General features: G+C 68.3%; 14 protein-coding genes. 6 read left to right on the top strand and 8 right to left on the bottom strand.

Annotated elements, in window-relative coordinates:
• Positions 1 to 140 precede the first annotated feature (140 nt).
• The 4 genes from DELCS14_RS09370 to hxpB form a co-directional block, all read right to left on the bottom strand.
• Entirely contained in the window at positions 141 to 2,756 is a 2,616-nt protein-coding gene (locus tag DELCS14_RS09370; RefSeq protein ID WP_013801424.1) for a TonB-dependent siderophore receptor, read from the bottom strand.
• A 271-nt stretch (positions 2,757 to 3,027) separates the two neighbouring features.
• Entirely contained in the window at positions 3,028 to 4,062 is a 1,035-nt protein-coding gene (locus DELCS14_RS09365) for a FecR domain-containing protein (protein WP_013801423.1), read from the bottom strand.
• The gene (locus tag DELCS14_RS09360; RefSeq protein WP_013801422.1) at positions 4,059 to 4,679 is read right to left on the bottom strand and encodes a sigma-70 family RNA polymerase sigma factor; all 621 of its coding nucleotides are present in this window, start codon (positions 4,677 to 4,679) and stop codon (positions 4,059 to 4,061) included. Before DELCS14_RS09360 ends, DELCS14_RS09365 begins: the two co-directional genes overlap by 4 nt.
• 162 nt (positions 4,680 to 4,841) lie before the next feature.
• Entirely contained in the window at positions 4,842 to 5,537 is a 696-nt protein-coding gene (hxpB, locus tag DELCS14_RS09355; RefSeq protein WP_228676867.1) for a hexitol phosphatase HxpB, read from the bottom strand.
• A gap of 116 nt (positions 5,538 to 5,653) precedes the next feature.
• On the opposite strand from hxpB, the gene DELCS14_RS09350 reads away from it, so the two are divergent.
• On the top strand, positions 5,654 to 6,163 hold the full coding sequence (locus DELCS14_RS09350; protein WP_013801420.1) for a DUF1993 domain-containing protein: 510 nt from the start codon (positions 5,654 to 5,656) through the stop codon (positions 6,161 to 6,163).
• A gap of 28 nt (positions 6,164 to 6,191) precedes the next feature.
• On the opposite strand, the gene DELCS14_RS09345 is transcribed toward DELCS14_RS09350, so the two are convergent.
• The 3 genes from DELCS14_RS09345 to DELCS14_RS09335 form a co-directional block, all read right to left on the bottom strand.
• Entirely contained in the window at positions 6,192 to 7,481 is a 1,290-nt protein-coding gene (locus DELCS14_RS09345; protein ID WP_013801419.1) for an MFS transporter, read from the bottom strand.
• A gap of 126 nt (positions 7,482 to 7,607) precedes the next feature.
• On the bottom strand, positions 7,608 to 11,240 hold the full coding sequence (locus tag DELCS14_RS09340) for a hydantoinase B/oxoprolinase family protein (protein WP_013801418.1): 3,633 nt from the start codon (positions 11,238 to 11,240) through the stop codon (positions 7,608 to 7,610).
• A 241-nt stretch (positions 11,241 to 11,481) separates the two neighbouring features.
• A complete protein-coding gene (locus DELCS14_RS09335) occupies positions 11,482 to 12,264 on the bottom strand; it encodes a putative hydro-lyase (RefSeq protein WP_013801417.1) in 783 nt (260 codons plus the stop codon).
• A 127-nt stretch (positions 12,265 to 12,391) separates the two neighbouring features.
• Between DELCS14_RS09335 and DELCS14_RS09330 the strand changes: the two genes are divergently transcribed.
• Complete coding sequence (locus DELCS14_RS09330; RefSeq protein ID WP_013801416.1) at positions 12,392 to 13,321, top strand: LysR family transcriptional regulator; 930 nt, start codon at positions 12,392 to 12,394, stop codon at positions 13,319 to 13,321.
• Here DELCS14_RS09330 and DELCS14_RS09325 read toward each other — a convergent pair.
• A complete protein-coding gene (locus DELCS14_RS09325) occupies positions 13,318 to 14,274 on the bottom strand; it encodes a LysR family transcriptional regulator (RefSeq protein ID WP_013801415.1) in 957 nt (318 codons plus the stop codon). The genes DELCS14_RS09330 and DELCS14_RS09325 overlap by 4 nt on opposite strands.
• 115 nt (positions 14,275 to 14,389) lie before the next feature.
• Here DELCS14_RS09325 and DELCS14_RS09320 point away from each other — a divergent pair, with 115 nt between their 5' ends.
• From DELCS14_RS09320 to DELCS14_RS09305, 4 genes are read left to right on the top strand one after another with little or no spacing between them, the layout of a single operon-like run.
• The gene (locus DELCS14_RS09320; protein ID WP_013801414.1) at positions 14,390 to 15,355 is read left to right on the top strand and encodes a tripartite tricarboxylate transporter substrate binding protein; all 966 of its coding nucleotides are present in this window, start codon (positions 14,390 to 14,392) and stop codon (positions 15,353 to 15,355) included.
• A 7-nt stretch (positions 15,356 to 15,362) separates the two neighbouring features.
• The gene (locus DELCS14_RS09315; RefSeq protein ID WP_013801413.1) at positions 15,363 to 16,391 is read left to right on the top strand and encodes a 4-hydroxythreonine-4-phosphate dehydrogenase PdxA; all 1,029 of its coding nucleotides are present in this window, start codon (positions 15,363 to 15,365) and stop codon (positions 16,389 to 16,391) included.
• A 28-nt stretch (positions 16,392 to 16,419) separates the two neighbouring features.
• Positions 16,420 to 17,592, top strand: a complete 1,173-nt coding sequence (locus DELCS14_RS09310; protein ID WP_013801412.1) for an L-rhamnonate dehydratase — start codon at positions 16,420 to 16,422, stop codon at positions 17,590 to 17,592.
• Between the two features lie 11 nt (positions 17,593 to 17,603).
• The gene (locus tag DELCS14_RS09305) at positions 17,604 to 18,533 is read left to right on the top strand and encodes a dihydrodipicolinate synthase family protein (protein ID WP_013801411.1); all 930 of its coding nucleotides are present in this window, start codon (positions 17,604 to 17,606) and stop codon (positions 18,531 to 18,533) included.
• Positions 18,534 to 18,549 lie beyond the last annotated feature (16 nt).

The raw sequence follows: 18,549 nt of genomic DNA, 5'->3' as shown, positions 1-18,549 counted from the left end.
ATTCTATAAGGATTAGGCCTTGATGCCCTCCCCTTCGCAAACCGGCGCGCTCCAGAACCAGAGACACCGAGGAAGAGCCGCCTCGCACCGAGGGTGTCGTCCTCCTTCAGGGGGAAGGCGCGCAGCGCCTCAGGGGGTCTTCAAAAGCTACCGCGCAGCGTCAGCATCACATTGCGTGGCTCGCCATACCAGTTGTTGCCGCCGCTGGTGCCCACTGTGCGGTAGTAGACCTTGTCGAAGAGGTTGTTCAGGTTGAGCACGGCCTGCCAGTTGCGGTTGATGCGGTACTGCACGCTGGCATTCCACACGGCATAGCCGCCCTGGCTGAACTTGAAGGGCACGGCCGCGCCATCGAACTTGCCCGTGTCAGGATTGAAGGCCTTGGCCGTGCCGCTGACGAAATGTGCGCTCTGGATATTGGCCCCGCCGCCAATCGTCCATTGCGACAGCTCGCCGGGCAGGCGGTAGGTGCTCCACAGCTTGAACAGATGCTTGGGCGTGACGGAGTGGTAGATGCCTTCGATGCCCGGCGTCTTGTTGTGGTTGCGGTTGAAGGTGTAGCCGGCAAACAGCTGCCAGCCGCGCGCCAGCTCGCCCGAGATCTCGCCTTCCACGCCCTGGCTGACCACCTTGCCCTTGCTCAGCCAGCAGCAGTTCAGCCCCGCGTCGCCGATGTCGGTGTTGGGGTAGGAGGGATCGGCCACGGCCTCGCCATTGCGCTCTATGCGGTACAGGGCCATGGAGGCCATCAGCCGGCCCTCGTTGAACTCGCCCTTGGCGCCCAGCTCGAAATTGCGGCCCTTGATGGGGTCCAGCGGCGTGCCGGGCAAGGGCCCACCCAGCTTGTCGGCCTGGGACTTGTGGATCTCGGCGACGCTGCCGTAGGCCGTCCAGCGGTCGTCGATGTCGTAGACCAGGCCGCCATAGGGCGTGAAGATACCGCTCTCGCTATTGGACGACACGATGCGGCTGGTGAGATTGCCGGCCTGGTCGAAGCGCAGCCAGGGTGTCTGCGTTGCATAGCTGGCGCGGCGCGCGCCGACGATGGCGGTCAGGCGGTCCGTCAGGCTCAGGTTGAGCCGGCCGTACAGGCCCTTCTGCGTGGCGCCATAGCCCGCGAAGCTGCGCGTCTTCCAGACGAAGCTGGGCAGGGGAATGGCGCCCGGGTCGAAGCCGAACACGTTGATGCCCCCCGGCATGTCCACCTCGGACAGAAAGGTGTCCTGCGTGTCACGGATCTTGGCCCAGTCCGCGCCCAGCAGCAGCCGGTGCCTGCGCCCCAGCAGGGAGAACGTTCCGCTGACGTTGGCATCCAGCGCCTTCTTGGTGGAATAGAAGTCGTTGGAGAAGCCGTTGAGCGTGGCTCCCAGGCCCGTCGTCGGATCGACCGCGCCGGTGACATCGGCCAACCGGCTGTCGCTGTCCACCTTGACATAGTTGGCATGGGCGCGGACGCGCCAGTCGCCCTCCAGCTTCTGTTCCAGCTGGGCGAACAGCTCCTTGTTGGTCCTGTCGTAATGGCCCCAGCCCGCCATGAGTGCCGTATGGCGCGGCAGGTGCAGATCGTCGCCATTGGCCGCGCGCGGCAGGCCACCGCGCCAGGGCAGGCTGGCCGACTTGTCGTAGCTGCCGCCCAGGGTCAGCTTGGTCGCAGGCGTGAGATCGGCTTCCACGATGCCGTAGAGCAAGGTGTTGCGCGCATCGGCGTAGTCATAGAAGAACTCGCGGTCGCTGTGCGCCAGCACGGCGCGGCCGCGCACCCGGCCATCGGCAGCCAGGGGACCCGCCACATCAAGTTCGGCCCGGCGCTGGTTCCAGCTGCCCACCGAGGCCGAGGCCAGCACCTGGGGCTGGGCCGTGGGGCGCTTTCTCACCAGGTTGATGGAGCCGCCGGGCTCGCCATTGCCGCTGTACAGGCCGTCCGCGCCGCGGATCACCTGCACGCTGTCGTACATGGCCATGTTGGGGTCGAAGGTGCCCTGGCTGAAGGCATCCACCGCCGCTCCGTCGATCTGGACATTGCTGATCTGGAAGCCCCGCGCGTAGAAGCTGTTGGCCGTGCCGCCCAGGCCACCCGAGCCCGCGTAGTCCACCGTCACGCCCGTGGTCTGCTGCATCACGTCGCCCACGGAGACCAGGCCCTGGTCCTCGATGCGCTGGCGCGTGACCACGGAGATGGACTGCGGCGTCTCGCGCACGCTCTGCCCCTTGCCCAGCGACACGCGCGAGGCCGCGTAGGAGCCCGAACCCTCCGTGGTATCGCCAGCGTGCGCCTGGGCCGTGACCAGTACCGTGCCCAGCGCAGCATCGGCTGCCGGCGACGGCTCCCTGGGCGGCGCCTTCAGCGTGTAGGCGCCCGGTACGGCATCGATCACGGTCACGCCCGTGCCGGCCAGCAGCCGGTCCAGCGCCTGGCGCGGCGTGAAGCGGCCCTGCAAGGCCGGCGAAGTGCGGCCTGCAACGATCTGCGGATCGAACAGCACCTGGTGCTGGGCCTGCTGCGTGAACTGGCGCAGCGCGCCCGCCAGCGGCTGGGGCGCGATGCTGAAGGCCAGCTCCCCTGCCTGGCCCGCCTGCCCCGCCTGCACGGACGATGGCTGCTGCGCCTGCACCGCCGGCTGCGCCAGCGCGACCAGGGCTGCGGCCACCAGCGACGGCATCCTTGCCCGCCGCCATGGCCTGCCCCTGTGCTGAAACTCTCCTCCCCAAATGCCCGCGCCCATGGCGGCGCTGCCGTGTTCTTTTCCTGCTTGCATCCCTGCTCCTGCTGCACTGTGTCCATTGCCCGCTGTCGCGGTGTGCGCGGTGGGTGGCAGGCAGACAGTTGAGCGTCCACCCGCCACGCGCGTGCGCGGCCGTCGCGGTTGTTGGCTGAGCTGTGCACTGGGCAGCGGCCTGGCTGGCAACCATGGAGGCGCGAGAAAACCCGGCCTCCATGAAGGTAAAACCCGCTACCGCGCCAAAGTGGGAACGTGGCCGAACCGAGAAAGCGATTTGTTTACATTAATTTACAAATAGACAAGACACTCAATGCGCCGAGATTCGCCAGCCGCCCTGCACTTCGGCCTGCACACGCACCGGCAACAAGTGCGGCAGCGAGCGCAGAAACACCTCGGGCTTGCCCGTCAGCGCTACGCCGGACACGGACAGCGCGGCCAGCCGCGCATCGCCATCCACCCGTACGGGCTGGCCCAGGTAGCGTGACAGATCGGCGGCGACCTCGGCCAGCGTTGCCTGCTGGAACACCATCTGGCCGCTGCGCCAGTCGCCCACCGTATCCGCGCCGGCCGCCAGCGGATGCTGCGTGCCGTCGCGGGCATCGACGGACATGCCGGCACCCGCGCCCAGCAGCAGGCGCCTGCCGTCCGCAGCATGGCGGTCGGGACGCAGTTCCACCTTGCCCTCCAGCACCTTCACCACCAGCGCGGGCGGCCCGGCGCGCACATTGAAGGCCGTGCCCACCACCCGGACCTGGCTGGTGCCGCTGTCCACGGTGAAGGGCCGCGAGCGGTCGGCGGCGACCTGGAAGAAGGCCTCGCCCTGGTCCAGCACCGTCTCGCGGCGGCGCGGGTAGTAGCGCACCTGCAGCCTGGAGGAAAAATTCAGCGTGACCCGCGTGCCATCGGGCAGTTCGGCCTCGCGCACCTCGCCGGGGCCGGTGGCCATCTCGATCACATGGCTTGCGTGGTTGTCCCAGGCATACCAGCCGCCGCCCAGGGCCAGCGTCGTGACCAGAGCCACCGACAGCAACGCAGGCATCAGGCCGCGGCGTGTGCGCTGACGTGCCGGCGCGGGCAAGTGGGCCTGTGTCTGCGCACGCGGCCCGCTCGCCCTGGCTTGCGGCGCAGCAGCCGCGTCGCAGGCCAGCGCCGGCCTGCGCAACTGCTGCAGGTCCAGCACCGTGCGCCCCAGGCTCTCGAAGATGCTGCGGTGCTGCGGGTCGGCGGCCAGCCAGGCGTCGAGTTCGCGCTCATCGGCGCCGGTCCAGTCGGCTTCGCGGCGGCGGGCGAAGTAGTCGGCGGCGCGGGCGTGCAGTTGCAGGCGTTTCGGGGTCAGCGTCATTCCCGGCCCTCCCCGTCCGTCGCGGCCTGCGCCAGCAAGCCCTGCATCAGGCGCATGTCTTCGGCGCTGCCGTACTGCACGCGCAGTTCGCAATAGGCCATGGCCAGCGTCACATGGTTGTGCACCATGCGGCGCGAAATGCCCATGCGCTGCGCCACCTCGGTCTGCGTGAGACCGTCGATGCTGTGCAGCACGAAGGCCTCTCGGCGGCGCTCGGGCAGCTCGGCCATGGCCTGCTCCAGGCGGCCCAGGCGCTCGCGGTGGTGCGCCGCCTGCAGGGGGTCCGACCCCTCGCCGGCCGGCAGTTGCTGCGCCAGTTCCATGTGTTCATCCAGCGAGACCGATTCGCGCCCCGGCGCGCCCGCCGAGCGGCGCCAGGCATCGTGCGAGACATGGCGGGCGATCACGCGCAGATAGGGTTCCTGCTCCTCGGGCGGCAGGGCCTTGCCCGAGGCCGCATAGCGCACGAAGACCTCCTGCACCGCATCCTCGGCATCCTCGCGGTTGCGCATCTGCCGGCCCAGCAGGCGGCGCAGAGGCTGGTGCCAGCGCGCATACACGCGGGCCAGCAGCGAGGGAGCGGCATCATCGTCCGCGCCTGGCACGCGCGCGCTCACGGGCAGGCTCCCGGCACGGCGGTCTGGACGCGGGCAGGCACGCCAGCATGGGAAACGGACAGGACGAAGAAGAACGGCACGGGCGGCGATTGTACTGAGAATGGTTCTCATCAACACCTTTGCGGCCGGCACGCGCCATGCGATGCGGGCCCTGCCAATGCCTTACCGGCCCGCTGCCCCATGCAGCGCCACCAGCGTGGGCACCACCCAGTGCGGCGCAGGCTGCGCCCCGTCGAAGCACTGGTCCTCGGACGGCACGGCGATGACGGTCATGCCGGCCTGCCGCGCCGCATGTGTTCCCGTGACGGAGTCCTCGAACACCAGGCAGCGCCCGGCCGGCACGCCCAGGCGTTGCGCCGCGAAGTGGTAGATGTCGGGCGCGGGCTTGCCGCGCACCACCTGCTCGGCCGAGACGATGGCGTCGAACGCCGGCCGCAGGCCCAGCGCATCCAGGGTGTGGTGGCACAAAGACAAAGGAGAGTTCGAGGCCAGCGCCACGCGCCAGCCCAGGGCGCGGCAGGCGCTCAGTGTTTCGCGCACGCCGGGCAGGGCCTGTCCATGCGCGCTGACCAGGGCCGCCACGCGCGCGACCACGCGGCTCTCCAGATCGCGCTGGCTGGGCCCCTGCCAGGGCCGGTGGGCATACCAGTGCGCGGCAACCTGCGCCGTGGTCATGGGCGCCGTCACGCGGGACATCTCGGCCGTGATGTCGATGCCGACCTCGGCAAAGGACTCGCGTTCGGCACGCTTCCAGAAGGGCTCGGAGTCTATGAGCAGGCCGTCCATGTCGAAGATGGCGGCGCCGAATCCCGCCTGGCCAAGGCCTGCGAACGAGGGAGCGGCTTCAGGGATTTGCATGGCGCGCATGCTAGCGCAGGCGGCAAGTGAAAGCAGTTGCTGTTAGCCTGTGCCGGCTGGCGATGGATGCAGATGCATGCGATTGCCAGCCCTTCACAATTCTTAGCGAGCCCGCAATGACCAGCCCCCTGTACACCGCCTCCATTCCCGTCCTGCAGCAGATGCTGAAGGCCCTGTCCGACGTGCTCAAAAAGGCCGAGGAGCACGCCGCGCAGAAGAACATCGATCCCGACGCCCTGCTGCAGGCCCGCCTGTTCCCCGACATGTTCCCGCTGGTGCGCCAGGTGCAGATTGCTGCGGACTTCGCCAAGGGCATCGCCTCGCGCCTGGCCGGCGCCGAGGTGCCTTCGTGGCCCGACACGCAGACCAGCTTTGCCGACCTGCAGGCGCTGATCGCCAAGGCGCTGGACCATGTGGGCTCGTTCGCGCCCGAGCAGTTCGCGCAAAGCGAGTCCCGCGAGATCGTGCTGCGCCCCGGCACGCCCAAGGAAAAGAAGCTGAGCGCCAGCGCCTACCTGCTGCACTACGGCCTGCCGCAGTTCTTCTTCCATGTGACCACCGCCTATGCCCTGCTGCGCCACAACGGTGTCGAGGTCGGCAAGCGCGACTACATGGGCAGCTACTGAACGTGCCGTGGCCGGTCTGGCCAGCGCTTCACTGCGCGGCCAGATCCCGGCCTCGCGTCTCCGGCAGGCACATGGCGAACATCACCACCATCACGTAGCCGGCCGTGGCGCAGATGCCGATGGCCGTGCCCAGCGATAGGCCCAGCCGGTCGCTGAACACGCCCACCAGCGCGGGGAAGGTGGCCCCGATGCCGCGGCCGAAGTTGTAGCAAAAGCCCTGGCCGGAGCCGCGCAGTTCGTTGGGGAACAGCTCGGCCAGGAAGGCTCCGGCGCCGCTGAAGATGCCCGACATGAAAAATCCCAGCGGAAAGCCCAGCACCAGCATCCAGGCATCGGTGATGGGCAGCAGCGTATAGGCATAGGCCAGGCTGCCGGCGCCGATGGCGAACAGCGTGAAGGCCAGGCGCCGGCCCAGCCGGTCGGAGGCGTAGGCACCGCACAGATAGCCTGCAAAGGCGCCAAAGATGAACATGAACTGGTAGCCGCCCGAGCCCAGCACCGTCAGGTGGCGCTCGTTCTTCAGGAAGGTGGGCAGCCACACGGCAATGGCGTAGTAGCCGCCCTGCATGCCGGTGAACATCAGGCTGGCCAGCACCGTGGTCTTGAGCATGCCGCCCTTGAAGATGTCCAGGAAATGACCGCTGCGTTCGCCCCGACCCACGGCGGCGCGGGTCTTCAGGTAGACCTCGGGGTCCTTGACGGAACGGCGGATGAACAGGATCAGCAAGGCCGGCAGCAGGCCCAGCAGGAACATGGCCCGCCATGAGATCTCGGGCGGCAGAAACGAGAACAGCGCCATGGACACCAGCACGGCCGCCCCCCAGCCTATGGCCCAGCTGCTTTGCACCAGCCCCACCGCCTTTCCACGGAAAGCCGGCCGTATGGTCTCGGCGATCAGCACCGAGCCCACGGCCCATTCGCCGCCAAAGCCCAGCCCCTGCAGCGTGCGCGCCAGCAGCAACTGGCCCGGCGTCTGCGCCAGGCCGCAGGCGAAGGTGAAAAGGGCGAACACGAGGATCGTCCACTGCAGCACGCGCACACGCCCGTAGCGGTCCGCCAGGATGCCGGCCATCCAGCCGCCGATGGCCGAGGCCACCAGGGTCGAGGTGCCGATCAGGCCGACCTCGGTCTTGCTCATGCCCCACAGCGACAGCAGGATGGGCGTGACCAGGGGCAGCGTGTAGTAGTCGAAGGAATCGACCGCGTAGCCGCCGAACGAGGCCGTCAGTGCGCGTTTTTCCCGGGGTTCGAGCTGGCCCAGCCAGCTGCCCTGCGACTGTTCGCCAGCCAGGGGCTTGGCATTTTCAAGGCTTGTCATTTTTCAGTCTCCTTGCGCTTCGGTATGGAGAAGCGTCTTGCCTTCAATGGCATTGCATCGGTGATGAACCAGGCCTGGCCGGGCGGCCCTCATCCACCACCCGGACAGACCCCTGCAGGCGGTGTGTCAGGCCGCCGTTCCGTAGCCGCCGCCCCCCGGCGTGCAGACCTCGAACACATCGCCGGGCTGCATCTGCACGGCGCCGATGTGCTCCAGCGCCTCGACCTGGCCATCGGCGCGCAGCACACGGTTGATGCCCGGCTGCCCCGGCTGGCCGCCCGCCATGCCGAAGGCCGGGTTCAGGCGTCCGTTGGACAGAATGCTGGCCGTCATGGCTTCCAGGAAGCGCACGCGCCGCACACCGCCGCTGCCCCCATGCCAGCGCCCGCTGCCGCCCGAGCCTTCGCGGATGGCATAGCTGTCCAGCATGACGGGGAAGCGGAACTCCAGCACCTCTGGATCTGTCAGGCGCGAATTGGTCATGTGCGTCTGGACGACGCTGGTGCCGTTGAACCCGCGCTCCACCCGGCCCTCGGCGTCCAGCACCGCGCCCGCGCCGCTGCCGCCGGCAATGGTTTCGTAGTACTGGTGGCGCGCATTGCCGAAGGTGAAGTTGTTCATGGTGGGCTGGCTGCCCGCCATCACGCCCAGCGCGCCGAACAGCGCATTGGTGATGCAGGTGGAGGTCTCCACGTTGCCCGCCACCACCGAGGCCGGTGCATTGGGGTTGAGCATGCAGCCCTGGGGAATGATGACCTTCAAGGGCTTGAGGCAGCCCGCGTTGAGCGGGATGTCGTCGTCCACCAGCGTGCGGAACACGTACAGCACGGCCGCCATGCACACGGCGCGCGGCGCATTGAAGTTGTTGGTCTGCTGGGCGCTGGTGCCCGAGAAGTCGATGATCGCGTTGCGGCCCGCCGTATCCACGGTGACGGCCACGCGGATCTGCGCGCCGTTGTCCAGCGGCAGCGTGAACTGCCCGTTCCTGAGCCGCGTGATGACGCGGCGCACCGACTCCTCGGCGTTGTCCTGCACATGGCCCATATAGGCCTGCACCACGGGCAGGCCGAACTGGGCCACCATCTTGCGCAGCTCCTGCACGCCTTTTTCATTGGCCGCGATCTGGGCCTTCAGGTCGGCCAGGTTCTGGTGCGGGTTGCGGCTCGGGTACTCGCCGCTTTGCAGCAGCTCGACCATCTCCTGGCCGCGCAGCACGCCGCGATCGACCAGCTTGAAGTTGTCGATCTGCACGCCCTCTTCCTCGATGCGCGTGGAAAACGGCGGCATGGAACCGGGCGTGATGCCGCCCACGTCGGCATGGTGGCCCCGGCTGCCCACGTAGAAGGTGGGGGAGGCCTCGTCGGCCACGTACACGGGCGTGATGACCGTGATGTCGGGCAGGTGGGTGCCGCCCTGGTAGGGGTCGTTGAGCACATAGACATCGCCCTGGGCCATGCGCCCGGCGTTCTTGCGGATCACCGTCTGGATGCTCTCGCCCATGGAGCCCAGGTGCACGGGCATGTGCGGCGCATTGGCGATGAGATGGCCCTCGGCGTCGAACAGCGCGCAGCTGAAGTCCAGCCGTTCCTTGATGTTCACCGAGTAGGCCGTGTTCTGCAGCTGCAGGCCCATCTGCTCGGCGATGTTCATGAACAGGTTGTTGAAGACCTCCAGCAGCACCGGGTCCACCGAGGTGCCGGCCGCGTACTCGATCTTGCGCGCGACCACGCGGTCCAGCACCAGATGGTCCAGCGCCGTGAGCCGCGCCAGCCAGCCAGGCTCGACCACCGTGGTGGCATTGCGCTCGGCGATGATGGCCGGGCCGGGAATGGCGTCGCCGGGCCGCAGGTCCTCGCGCACCACCAGGGCCGCGTCATGCCAGGCACCGTCGGAGTACATGCGCACGGTTTCGCGGCGCGGATGCTCGCGCGGCGGATGCTCCTGCAGCACCGGCTCGCTGGGCGCATCGCCCGCAATCACGGCTTCGACGGAAACGGCTTCCACCACCAGGCCCTTGCCCGCCATCAGGAAGGCGAACCGCTGGCGATAGGCCGACTCGAAGGCCGCCTGAATGTCGTCCAGCCCGCCGAAGGGCACGGCCAGGGCGGAATCCGTGCCCTCATAGCGCACATGCACGTTGTAGCGTACCTGCACGGGACTGGCGCCGACCTGCTGGCGCTCAAGCTCGGCCTTGGCCGCGTCGCCCAGCGAATCCAGCGACTCCGCGATCAGCGGCAAGGCCGCAGCAGACAGCGCCACCTCCATCGCCTGTTCACGGATGACGGTCTGGTCCGCCAGGCCCATGCCGTAGGCGCTGAGCACGCCGGCCAGCGGATGCACGAACACACGGGTCATGCCCAGGGCATCGGCCACCAGGCAGGCATGCTGGCCACCCGCGCCGCCAAAGCACTGCAGCGTGTAGCGCGTCACGTCATAGCCGCGCGCCACGCTGATCTTCTTGATGGCGTTGGCCATCTGCTGCACGGCGATGCGGATGAAGCCTTCGGCCACTTCCTCGGGCCTGCGCCCCGTCTGCACCGCCAGTTCATCGAAGCGCGCCCGCACGGCCTCGCCATCGAGCCGCTCGTTGGCGGCCGGGCCGAACACGCTGGGGAAGTAGCGGGGCTGGACCTTGCCCACCATCACGTTCGCATCGGTCACGGCCAGGGGCCCGCCACGGCGGTAGCTCACGGGGCCGGGGTTGGCACCCGCGCTCTCCGGTCCCACGCGAAAGCGCGAGCCGTCATAGGCCAGTACCGAGCCGCCACCGGCGGCCACCGTGTGGATGCTCATCATCGGCGCGCGCATGCGCACACCGGCCACCTGGGTCTCGAACTCGCGCTCGAAGGCGCCAGCGTAGTGGCTGACATCGGTGGAGGTGCCGCCCATGTCGAAGCCGATGACCTTGTCGTGCCCGGCCAGCCCTGCCGTGCGGGCCATGCCCACGATGCCGCCGGCCGGCCCGCTCAGGATGGCATCCTTGCCCTGGAAGCTGCCCGCATCGGCCAGCCCGCCGCAGGACTGCATGAAAAACAGCCGCACGCCCGGCATCTCGCCAGCCACCTGCTGTACATAGCGGCGCAAGATGGGTGAGAGGTAGGCATCGACCACCGTTGTGTCGCCCCGGCTCACGAACTTCATCAGCGGGCTGGTCTCGTGCGAGGTGCTGACCTGCGTGAATCCCGCCTGCCGCGCAATGCGCGCCGCAATCTGCTCGTGCCGCATGTAGCGGTAGCCATGCATGAAGACGATGGCCACGCTGCGCAGGCCCCGGGCATGGGCCTGCAGCAGCGCGGTGTGCAGGTGCAGCACGTCCAGTTCCTGCTGCACTTCCCCACGGGCATCCACGCGCTCAAGCGCCTCCACCACCTCGCTGTACAGCAGCTCGGGCAGCTGGATATGCCGGTCGAACAGGCGCGGGCGGTTCTGGTAGGCAATGCGCAGCGCATCACGAAAGCCCCGCGTGGTCACCAGCAGCGTGGGCTCGCCCTTGCGCTCCAGCAGCGCATTGGTGGCCACCGTGGTGCCCATCTTCACGCACTCCACAAGGTCCGGCGTGACCGGCTCGCCGGGCTTGAGGCCCAGCAGGTGGCGGATGCCGGCCACGGCCGCATCACGGTACTGCTCGGGGTTTTCCGACAGCAGCTTGTGCGTGGCCAGGCTGCCATCGGGCCGCTTGCCCACGATGTCGGTGAATGTGCCGCCGCGGTCTATCCAGAATTGCCAGCGCCTGTCATGGGGAGTGGAGCGTTCTTGCATGGTGTCGGAACCCGTTTGTCTCGAAGTTGAAGTCAGGAAAACCGTGGCCTGGAGCACGGCCCTCCGCCGGTGCCCACCACTGGCGTCCAATCTAAAAGTGCCCCTGGACCGCGTCCATCGAGAAGTTTTCGCCCCCTCTGTTCACGAAAACTGAACAGGAGCGGCCCCTTGCCGGCCGGCGACGCAAAGAAAAAGGCCCGCCGAAGCGGGCCCCATGCCAGGCAGGCGGGCGGGCAGGCCGTCAGAACGCGGCCAGATGGCTGTTGCGCAACTCCGTCACCAGCATGTGGCCCGGCTCGTGCGTGATGGCGAATGGCAGGGCCGCCGAGCGGATGGCCTGCTGGGGCGTCACGCCGCAGGCCCAGAACACGGGGATCTCCCCGGGTTTGAGCGCCATGGGCTCGCCGAAGTCCGGCCGCTCGATATCGGCAATGCCGATCTGCGCGGGGTCGCCCAGGTGCACGGGCGCCCCATGCACGCTGGGAAAGCGCGAAGTCACCTGGATCGCACGGATGGCCTGGGCGGCCGTCATGGGCCGCATGCTGACCACCATCCGGCCACCGAACCGGCCCGCCTGGCCGTTGGCAATGTCGGTGATGAACATGGGAGCGCCCCGGCCCTCGTCGATATGGCGCACGGGCACGCCCGCGTCGCGCAGCGCGTCCTCGAAGGAATAGGAGCAGCCGATGACGAAGCCCACCAGGTCGTCGCGCCACAGGCCCGTGAGGTCATTCACCTGCTCGGCCCTGTGACCATCGCGAAACACCCAGTACGAGGGCAGATCGGTCTTCAGATCGATATCGCCGAGCTCGGGCACGCGGCTGCTGCCGGGCTCGGTCACGCCGATCAGCGGGCAGGACTTGGGATTCAGCCGGGCAAAGCGCAGGAACTCCTCGCTGCACTCGCGCGGCAGTATCGCCAGGTTGCCCTGGGTGTAGCCGGGGCACTGCCCGGCCGTCTGCCCGCGAAAGCGTCCGGCGCGCACCTCCTGGCGGAACTCGGTCGGATGGGTCCAATGCGTCATGGGGGAGCCTCTATTGAATGGAGATGCCCCCCAATGTAAAAAGCAGCAGGCCACCGGTCCACTCAGGAATTGTGCGCAGCCTCCCCCAGGAAAACTGAACAGCCACTGCAGCCCGCGCAGCACCCCCATGAACATCCGTTTTCTTGAAACCTTTGTGCTGCTGGCACGCATCGGCAGCGTGCGCCGCGTGGCCGAACTGGTGCACGCCAGCCCCGGCGCCGTCTCCATGCGCATCCGCGGGCTGGAGTCGGACCTGGGCGTGACCCTGTTCCACTGGGACCGCAAGACGCTGCAGATCACCGATGCCGGCGCCCGCTTGCTGCGGCATGCGGAAGCCGTCATCGAAGCCACACGCACCCTGGAGCGTGCCGCCAGGTCCGACGACGCCATCGGCTGCCGCCTGCGGGTCGGCGTGCTGGAGACGGCGGTACACACCTTCCTGCCCGAATTCGTCAAGGCGATGGGCGCCAGCCTGCCGCACATCGAGCTGGACCTGACCGTCGATCTGAGCACCCACCTGTCGGAGCAGATGATGCGGCGCGACCTGGACCTGATCGTGCGCACCGGCAGCGGCGTGGACCCCCAGTTCGCCGTGGTCGAGAACCTGCTGGAAGTGCCCGTGCACTGGATTGCCAGGCGGGGCCTGGTGCCCAGGAAGGATGGTCTGCACAAGGCGCTGGGCAAGCAATTGCTGACCCAGATGCGGGGCACGGGCCCCTACGAGCAGGCCGTGGCGATGGCACAGCAGTTGGCCGTGCAAAGCGGCATGGTCTCCAGCGATCTGCGCATCTCGGGATCGCCCTCGCTGGCGGCCCTGGTCTCGCTGGTGCGCGAGGGCCTGGGCGTCGCCATCATGCACGGCATGCTGGTGGCGCCGCAGCTCGAAAGCGGGGAGCTGGTGGAGCTGGAGCTGCCCACGCCGCCTTCCTTTCGCATCACCACCTGGTACCCCAAGAGCCCGCCGCCCGGCGTCACCGACACCGCCCAGGTGCTGCGCCGGGTCTGCAAGAGCTACTGCAAGCGGGTCAGCCCGCATCTGGCGCGGTACATCGGCTAGGGCGCGGATGCCGGCGGCGGCTCCTGCCCATGCAACAGCGCCAGAAAGCTGTCGGCCGCCTGGCTCAGCGGCCGGTCGCGGCGCACCAGGCTGCCGTAGGCCTGCAGGTTGCGGCGCATGCGATAGGGCAGGATGCGGACCATGCCGTGCGCGGCGCTGTCCCGGGCCACGGCCTGCGGAATCACGGCGATCAGGTCGGAGTTGCGCACCAGGTTCATGGTGGTGAGGATGGAGCCCGTCTCGATCAGGCCGCGCGGCAGCGGCAGGCCATGGGCCTGGAATTCCTGGTCGATCAGTGCGCGCATGGGACTGCCGGGCGGCTGCAGCACCCAGCCATGGGCCTGCAGCTGCGCAAAGCCCACGCTGCGGGCACGCGCCAGCGGATGGCTGCAGCCCACGATGATGGACAGGGCCTCGTCATCAATCGTGCGGAACAGATGGGCGGGATCGGCCTGCCCGGTCTGCCGGCCCACCACCACCTCCAGCACGCCGTCCTGCAACTGCGCCAGCAGCCGGTCGCTGGTGTCCACGGCCACCTCGATGGACAGCAGCGGCCACTGGCGCTTGAGCGCCAGCAGCGCCTGCGTGAGCCGCCCCGGCGAGGCCGCCATGATGCTGCCCACGGCCAGCCGCCCCGCACAGCCCTCGCGCAGTTCCTGCAGCTCGCGGTTCAGCGCCTCCATGCCGCCGCGCAGGTGGCGGAAGTAGCCCGTCACGCGCTCGCCCGCCGCGTTCAGCTGCAGGCCGCGCCCCACGCGGTCGAACAGGGGCAGGCCCAGCGCGCTTTCCAGCTCATGCAGCATCTTGGTGGCGGCCGGCTGGCTCAGTCCCAGCTCGGCTGCGGCGCCGCGCAGCGTGCCCTTCTGGTCGATGGCCAGCATCAGCGCCACCTGCCGCATGCGCAGGCGGTTGAGCAGTTGCGGCGTGCTGTCCCTGCGGTCGATGGAGCCCATAGCAATATCCCGTGAATTGATTACCCAAGGTTATTGATTCATCAGCAACTTTCAGTTTACGGCAATCAATCATCTGCCTAGCATGGGTCCACAACAAAAGCACCGGAGACAAGACATGCAACGCCGCCCCCTGCTGCTGGCCGCAGCTGCCCTGCTGCCCGCCATCGCCCTGGCCCAAACCCCGCCGGACTGGCCCACGCGGCCCGTGCGCATGCTTGTGGGCTCGGCCCCGGGCGGCGGCACGGATGCCATGGCCCGCGCCGTGGCCGACCGGCTGGCGCCGCTGCTGCGCCAGCCGGTGATCGTGGAAAACCGCCCCGGCGTCTCCAACACCCTGGCCGTGGACATGACGGCCAAGTCCACGGACGGGCACACCATGGTGATGGGCGTGGTCACGGCCCATGCCATTGCCCCGCACCTGCTCAAGCTGGGCTACGACAGCAACCGCGACCTGGTGCCCGTGGCCTATGTGGGCGCAGTGCCCAATGTGCTGGTGGTGGGCAACAACCTGCCCGCCAACTCGGTGCAGGAACTGGTCGCCCTGGCCCGCAAGGAGCCCGGCAGGATCAACTTCGCCAGCAGCGGCACGGGCAGCACCCAGCACATCGCGGCCGAGATGTTCAAGGACGCGGCCGGCATTGAACTGACCCACGTGCCCTACAAGGGCAGCGCCGCCGCCCTGGTGGACCTGGTCAGCGGCCAGGTGCAGATGAGCTTCGACACCATGCCTTCGGTGATCGGCCAGATCAAGGCCGGCAAGCTGCGCGCCCTGGGCGTGACATCGGCCCGGCGCAACGCCCAGCTGCCCCAGGTGCCCACGCTGGCCGAGGCCGGCCTGCCCGGCGTGGAGATAGGCGCCTGGTACGGCATCTACATGCCAGCGGCCACACCCCGCGCCGTGCAGGCCCGGGTGCACGACGAGGTCAACAAGGTGCTGGCCATGCCCGAGACGCGCACGCGCCTGGAGGCCGTGGGCGCCGAGCTGCAGCCCATGGGCCAGGCGGAGTTCATCGCTTTCCACACGGCCGAGTACCAGCGCTTCGGCGAAATCATCCGCAAGAACCACATCAAGATCGACTGAGCCGCACATGCCCGCATCCGAACTTCCCGTCGTCGCCCTGACCCTGGGCGATCCCGCCGGCATAGGCGCCGAACTGATCGCACGCCTGCTGGCGCGGCCCGAGGCCATGCAAAAGGCCAACATCGTGCTGGCCGGCGACCCCTGGCTGTGGCAGCAGGGCCAGCGCATCGCGGGCCTGCAGGTGGCCACCGCGCCCATCGCCAGCATGGCCCATGCACGGGGCCGCACCGATACCGCCCTGCCCGCCTTCCTGGCCCTGGACACGGTGGCCCCCGATGCCGTGCACCAGGGCCGTGCCGAAGCCGCAGGCGGGCGCTCGGTGCTGCAGGTGCTGGACCGGTGCATGGACGCGGCCCAGGCCGGCCAGATCGACGCCATCTGCTTTGCGCCGCTCAACAAGCAGGCCATGAAGCTGGGCGGCCTGCGCCATGAGGACGAGCTGCACCACTTTGCCGAGTACCTGGGTGTGACTGGCTATTTCTGCGAATTCAATACGCTGGGCGATCTGTGGACCTCGCGCATTTCGTCGCATGTGCCGCTCAGGGACGTGGCCGGCTACCTGAGCCAGGAGCGCATAGCGCAGGCGGCCGAGCTGATCTACCGCGCGCTGCTGGCCAGCGGCATGGCGGCCCCCAAGGTGGCGGTGGCGGGCTTCAACCCGCACAACGGCGATGGCGGCACCTGCGGGCGCGAGGAGATCGACATCATCGCGCCGGCCGTGCGCGCGCTGCAGGCCCGCGACTGGCCCACGCCCGATCCGTTCCACGGCCCCTTCCCGGCCGACACCATCTTCCTGAAGGCCCAGGCGGGCGAGTACCAGGCCATCGTGACCATGTACCACGACCAGGGCCAGATCGCCATCAAGCTGCTGGGCTTCTCGCGCGGCGTGACCGTGCAGGGCGGCCTGCCGATCCCCATCACCACGCCGGCCCACGGCACGGCCTATGACATCGCGGGCCAGGGCCGGGCCAGCGTGGAGGCCACGTGGCAGGCCTTTCTGATCGCCTGCCGCATGGGCGCCGCGCGCCTGCCCTGACTGACTTCACTCCCTCGCCATCACCATCATGAAAATCAAATCCGTCCGCGCCCGCGTCTACGAATGGCAAGGCAAGACCGTGCCGCCCCAGGGCAACTTCTGCTCCAACCCCATGGACCTGCTCTATGCGCCGCAGGAGACCATGTCCACCTTCCGCTTCCATTCCTGGACGGTGGTGGAGATCGAGACCGACGACGGCATCGTCGGCCTGGGCAACGTGGCGCTGGCGCCGCGCATCGCCAAGGCCATCATCGACGAGTACCTGGCGCCCCTGGTCATCGGCCACGACCCATGGGACTACGAGTACCTGTGGCAGCGCATGTACCGCGCCACGCACGCCTGGGGCCGCAAGGGCGTGACCATGGCCGCCATCTCGGCCGTGGACCTGGCCATCTGGGACATCCTGGGCAAGAGCGTGAACAAGCCTGTGTTCAAGCTGCTGGGCGGGCGCACCAAGGAAAGGATTCCCTGCTACTACAGCAAGCTCTACCGCACCGATCTCAAGGCCATGCAGCAAGAGGCGCAAAAATTCCTGGACCAGGGTTTCAAGGCCTTCAAGATGCGCTTCGGCTACGGCCCGGCCCATCTGCAGGAAGGCGTGCGCGAGAACCTGCGCTCGGTCGAGGCCGTGCGCGAGGTCATAGGCTACGACTGCGACCTGATGCTGGAGTGCTACATGGGCTGGAACCTGGAGTACGCCAGGCGCATGCTCCCCAAGCTGGAGAAGTTCGAGCCGCGCTGGCTGGAGGAGCCCGTGATCGCCGACGACATCGACGGCTACGCCGAACTCAGCCGCCTCAGCAGCATTCCGATCTCGGGCGGCGAGCACGAGTTCAGCCTCTACGGCTTCAAGCAACTGCTGGACAAGAAGGCCGTCAGCGTCGTGCAGTACGACACCAACCGCGTGGGCGGCATCACGGCGGCGCACAAGATCAATGCGCTGTGCGAGGCGTTCAGCGTGCCCGTCATCCCGCATGCGGGCCAGATGCACAACTACCACCTGACCATGAGCACGCTGGCCTCGCCCATGGCCGAGTACTTCCCCATCTTCGACGTGGAGGTGGGCAACGAGCTGTTCTGGTACATCTTCGACGGCGAGCCCGTGGCCGAGAACGGCTTCCTGCAGCTCAGGGACGATGTGCCGGGCCTGGGCCTCACGCTCAAGACCGAGTACCTGGACCAGTTCCGCATCGTCGAATGAGGGAGCACGCCATGCCCGGAATTTCTCGGCCGCGCTACAGCGGCATCTTCCCCGTGGTCCCCACCACCTTCCACGAGGACGGCACGCTGGACCTGGCCAGCCAGAGGCGCTGCCTGGACTTCATGATCGACTCGGGCGTGGACGGCCTGTGCATCCTGGCCAACTTCTCCGAGCAGTTCCTGCTGGCCGATGACGAGCGCGAGGTGCTCACGCGCACGGCGCTGGAGCATGTGGCGGGCCGCGTGCCCGTGATCGTCACCACCACGCACACCTCGTCGCGCGTGTGCGCCGAGCGAAGCCGCCGCGCGCAGGACATGGGCGCGGCCATGGTGATGGTCATGCCGCCCTACCACGGCGCCACCTTCCGCTTCGGCGAGCCCCAGATCCAGGACTTCTTCCAGGCCGTGTCCGATGCCATCGCCATTCCCATCATGGTGCAGGACGCGCCGGCCGCAGGCACGCCGCTGCCCCCCGCCTTCCTCGCGCGCATGGCCCGCGAGATCGAGCAGGTCTGCTACTTCAAGATGGAAACCGCAGGCGCCGCCGGCAAGCTGCGCGAGCTCATCGCGCTGGGTGGCGACGCCATCGAAGGCCCCTGGGACGGCGAGGAAGCCATCACCCTGCTGGCCGACCTGCAGGCCGGCGCCACGGGCTCCATGACGGGCGGCGGCTTTGCCGACGGCATACGCCCCATCATCGAAGCGCACAGAAACGGCGACCCCGACACCGCATTCGCCCTCTACCAGCGCTGGCTGCCGCTGATCAACCACGAAAACCGCCAGGCCGGCTTCCTGGCCGCCAAGGCGCTGATGAAGGCCGGCGGCGTGATCGCCTGCGACGCGCCGCGCGCGCCTTGGCCGCCCATGCACCCCGAGGTGCGCCGCCAGTTGCTGGACATTGCGCGGCGGCTCGATCCGCTGGTGCTGCGCTGGGGGCGCTGAGGGAGTCGATGGCCCA

The organism is Delftia sp. Cs1-4 (assembly GCF_000214395.1).
GTDB classification, from domain to species: Bacteria; Pseudomonadota; Gammaproteobacteria; order Burkholderiales; family Burkholderiaceae_C; genus Comamonas; species Comamonas acidovorans.
The sequence above is the reverse complement of the archived record's forward strand: the minus strand, read 5'-3'. Positions and strand labels throughout refer to the sequence as shown.

Coding starts and splice junctions, on each gene's coding strand:
- DELCS14_RS09370 (WP_013801424.1), bottom strand. CDS start 2,756: ATGCAAGCAGGAAAAGAACACGGCAGCGCCGCCATGGGCGCGGGCATT.
- DELCS14_RS09365 (WP_013801423.1), bottom strand. CDS start 4,062: ATGACGCTGACCCCGAAACGCCTGCAACTGCACGCCCGCGCCGCCGAC.
- hxpB (WP_228676867.1), bottom strand. CDS start 5,537: ATGCAAATCCCTGAAGCCGCTCCCTCGTTCGCAGGCCTTGGCCAGGCG.
- DELCS14_RS09350 (WP_013801420.1), top strand. CDS start 5,654: ATGACCAGCCCCCTGTACACCGCCTCCATTCCCGTCCTGCAGCAGATG.
- DELCS14_RS09345 (WP_013801419.1), bottom strand. CDS start 7,481: ATGACAAGCCTTGAAAATGCCAAGCCCCTGGCTGGCGAACAGTCGCAG.
- DELCS14_RS09340 (WP_013801418.1), bottom strand. CDS start 11,240: ATGCAAGAACGCTCCACTCCCCATGACAGGCGCTGGCAATTCTGGATA.
- DELCS14_RS09335 (WP_013801417.1), bottom strand. CDS start 12,264: ATGACGCATTGGACCCATCCGACCGAGTTCCGCCAGGAGGTGCGCGCC.
- DELCS14_RS09330 (WP_013801416.1), top strand. CDS start 12,392: ATGAACATCCGTTTTCTTGAAACCTTTGTGCTGCTGGCACGCATCGGC.
- DELCS14_RS09325 (WP_013801415.1), bottom strand. CDS start 14,274: ATGGGCTCCATCGACCGCAGGGACAGCACGCCGCAACTGCTCAACCGC.
- DELCS14_RS09320 (WP_013801414.1), top strand. CDS start 14,390: ATGCAACGCCGCCCCCTGCTGCTGGCCGCAGCTGCCCTGCTGCCCGCC.
- DELCS14_RS09315 (WP_013801413.1), top strand. CDS start 15,363: ATGCCCGCATCCGAACTTCCCGTCGTCGCCCTGACCCTGGGCGATCCC.
- DELCS14_RS09310 (WP_013801412.1), top strand. CDS start 16,420: ATGAAAATCAAATCCGTCCGCGCCCGCGTCTACGAATGGCAAGGCAAG.
- DELCS14_RS09305 (WP_013801411.1), top strand. CDS start 17,604: ATGCCCGGAATTTCTCGGCCGCGCTACAGCGGCATCTTCCCCGTGGTC.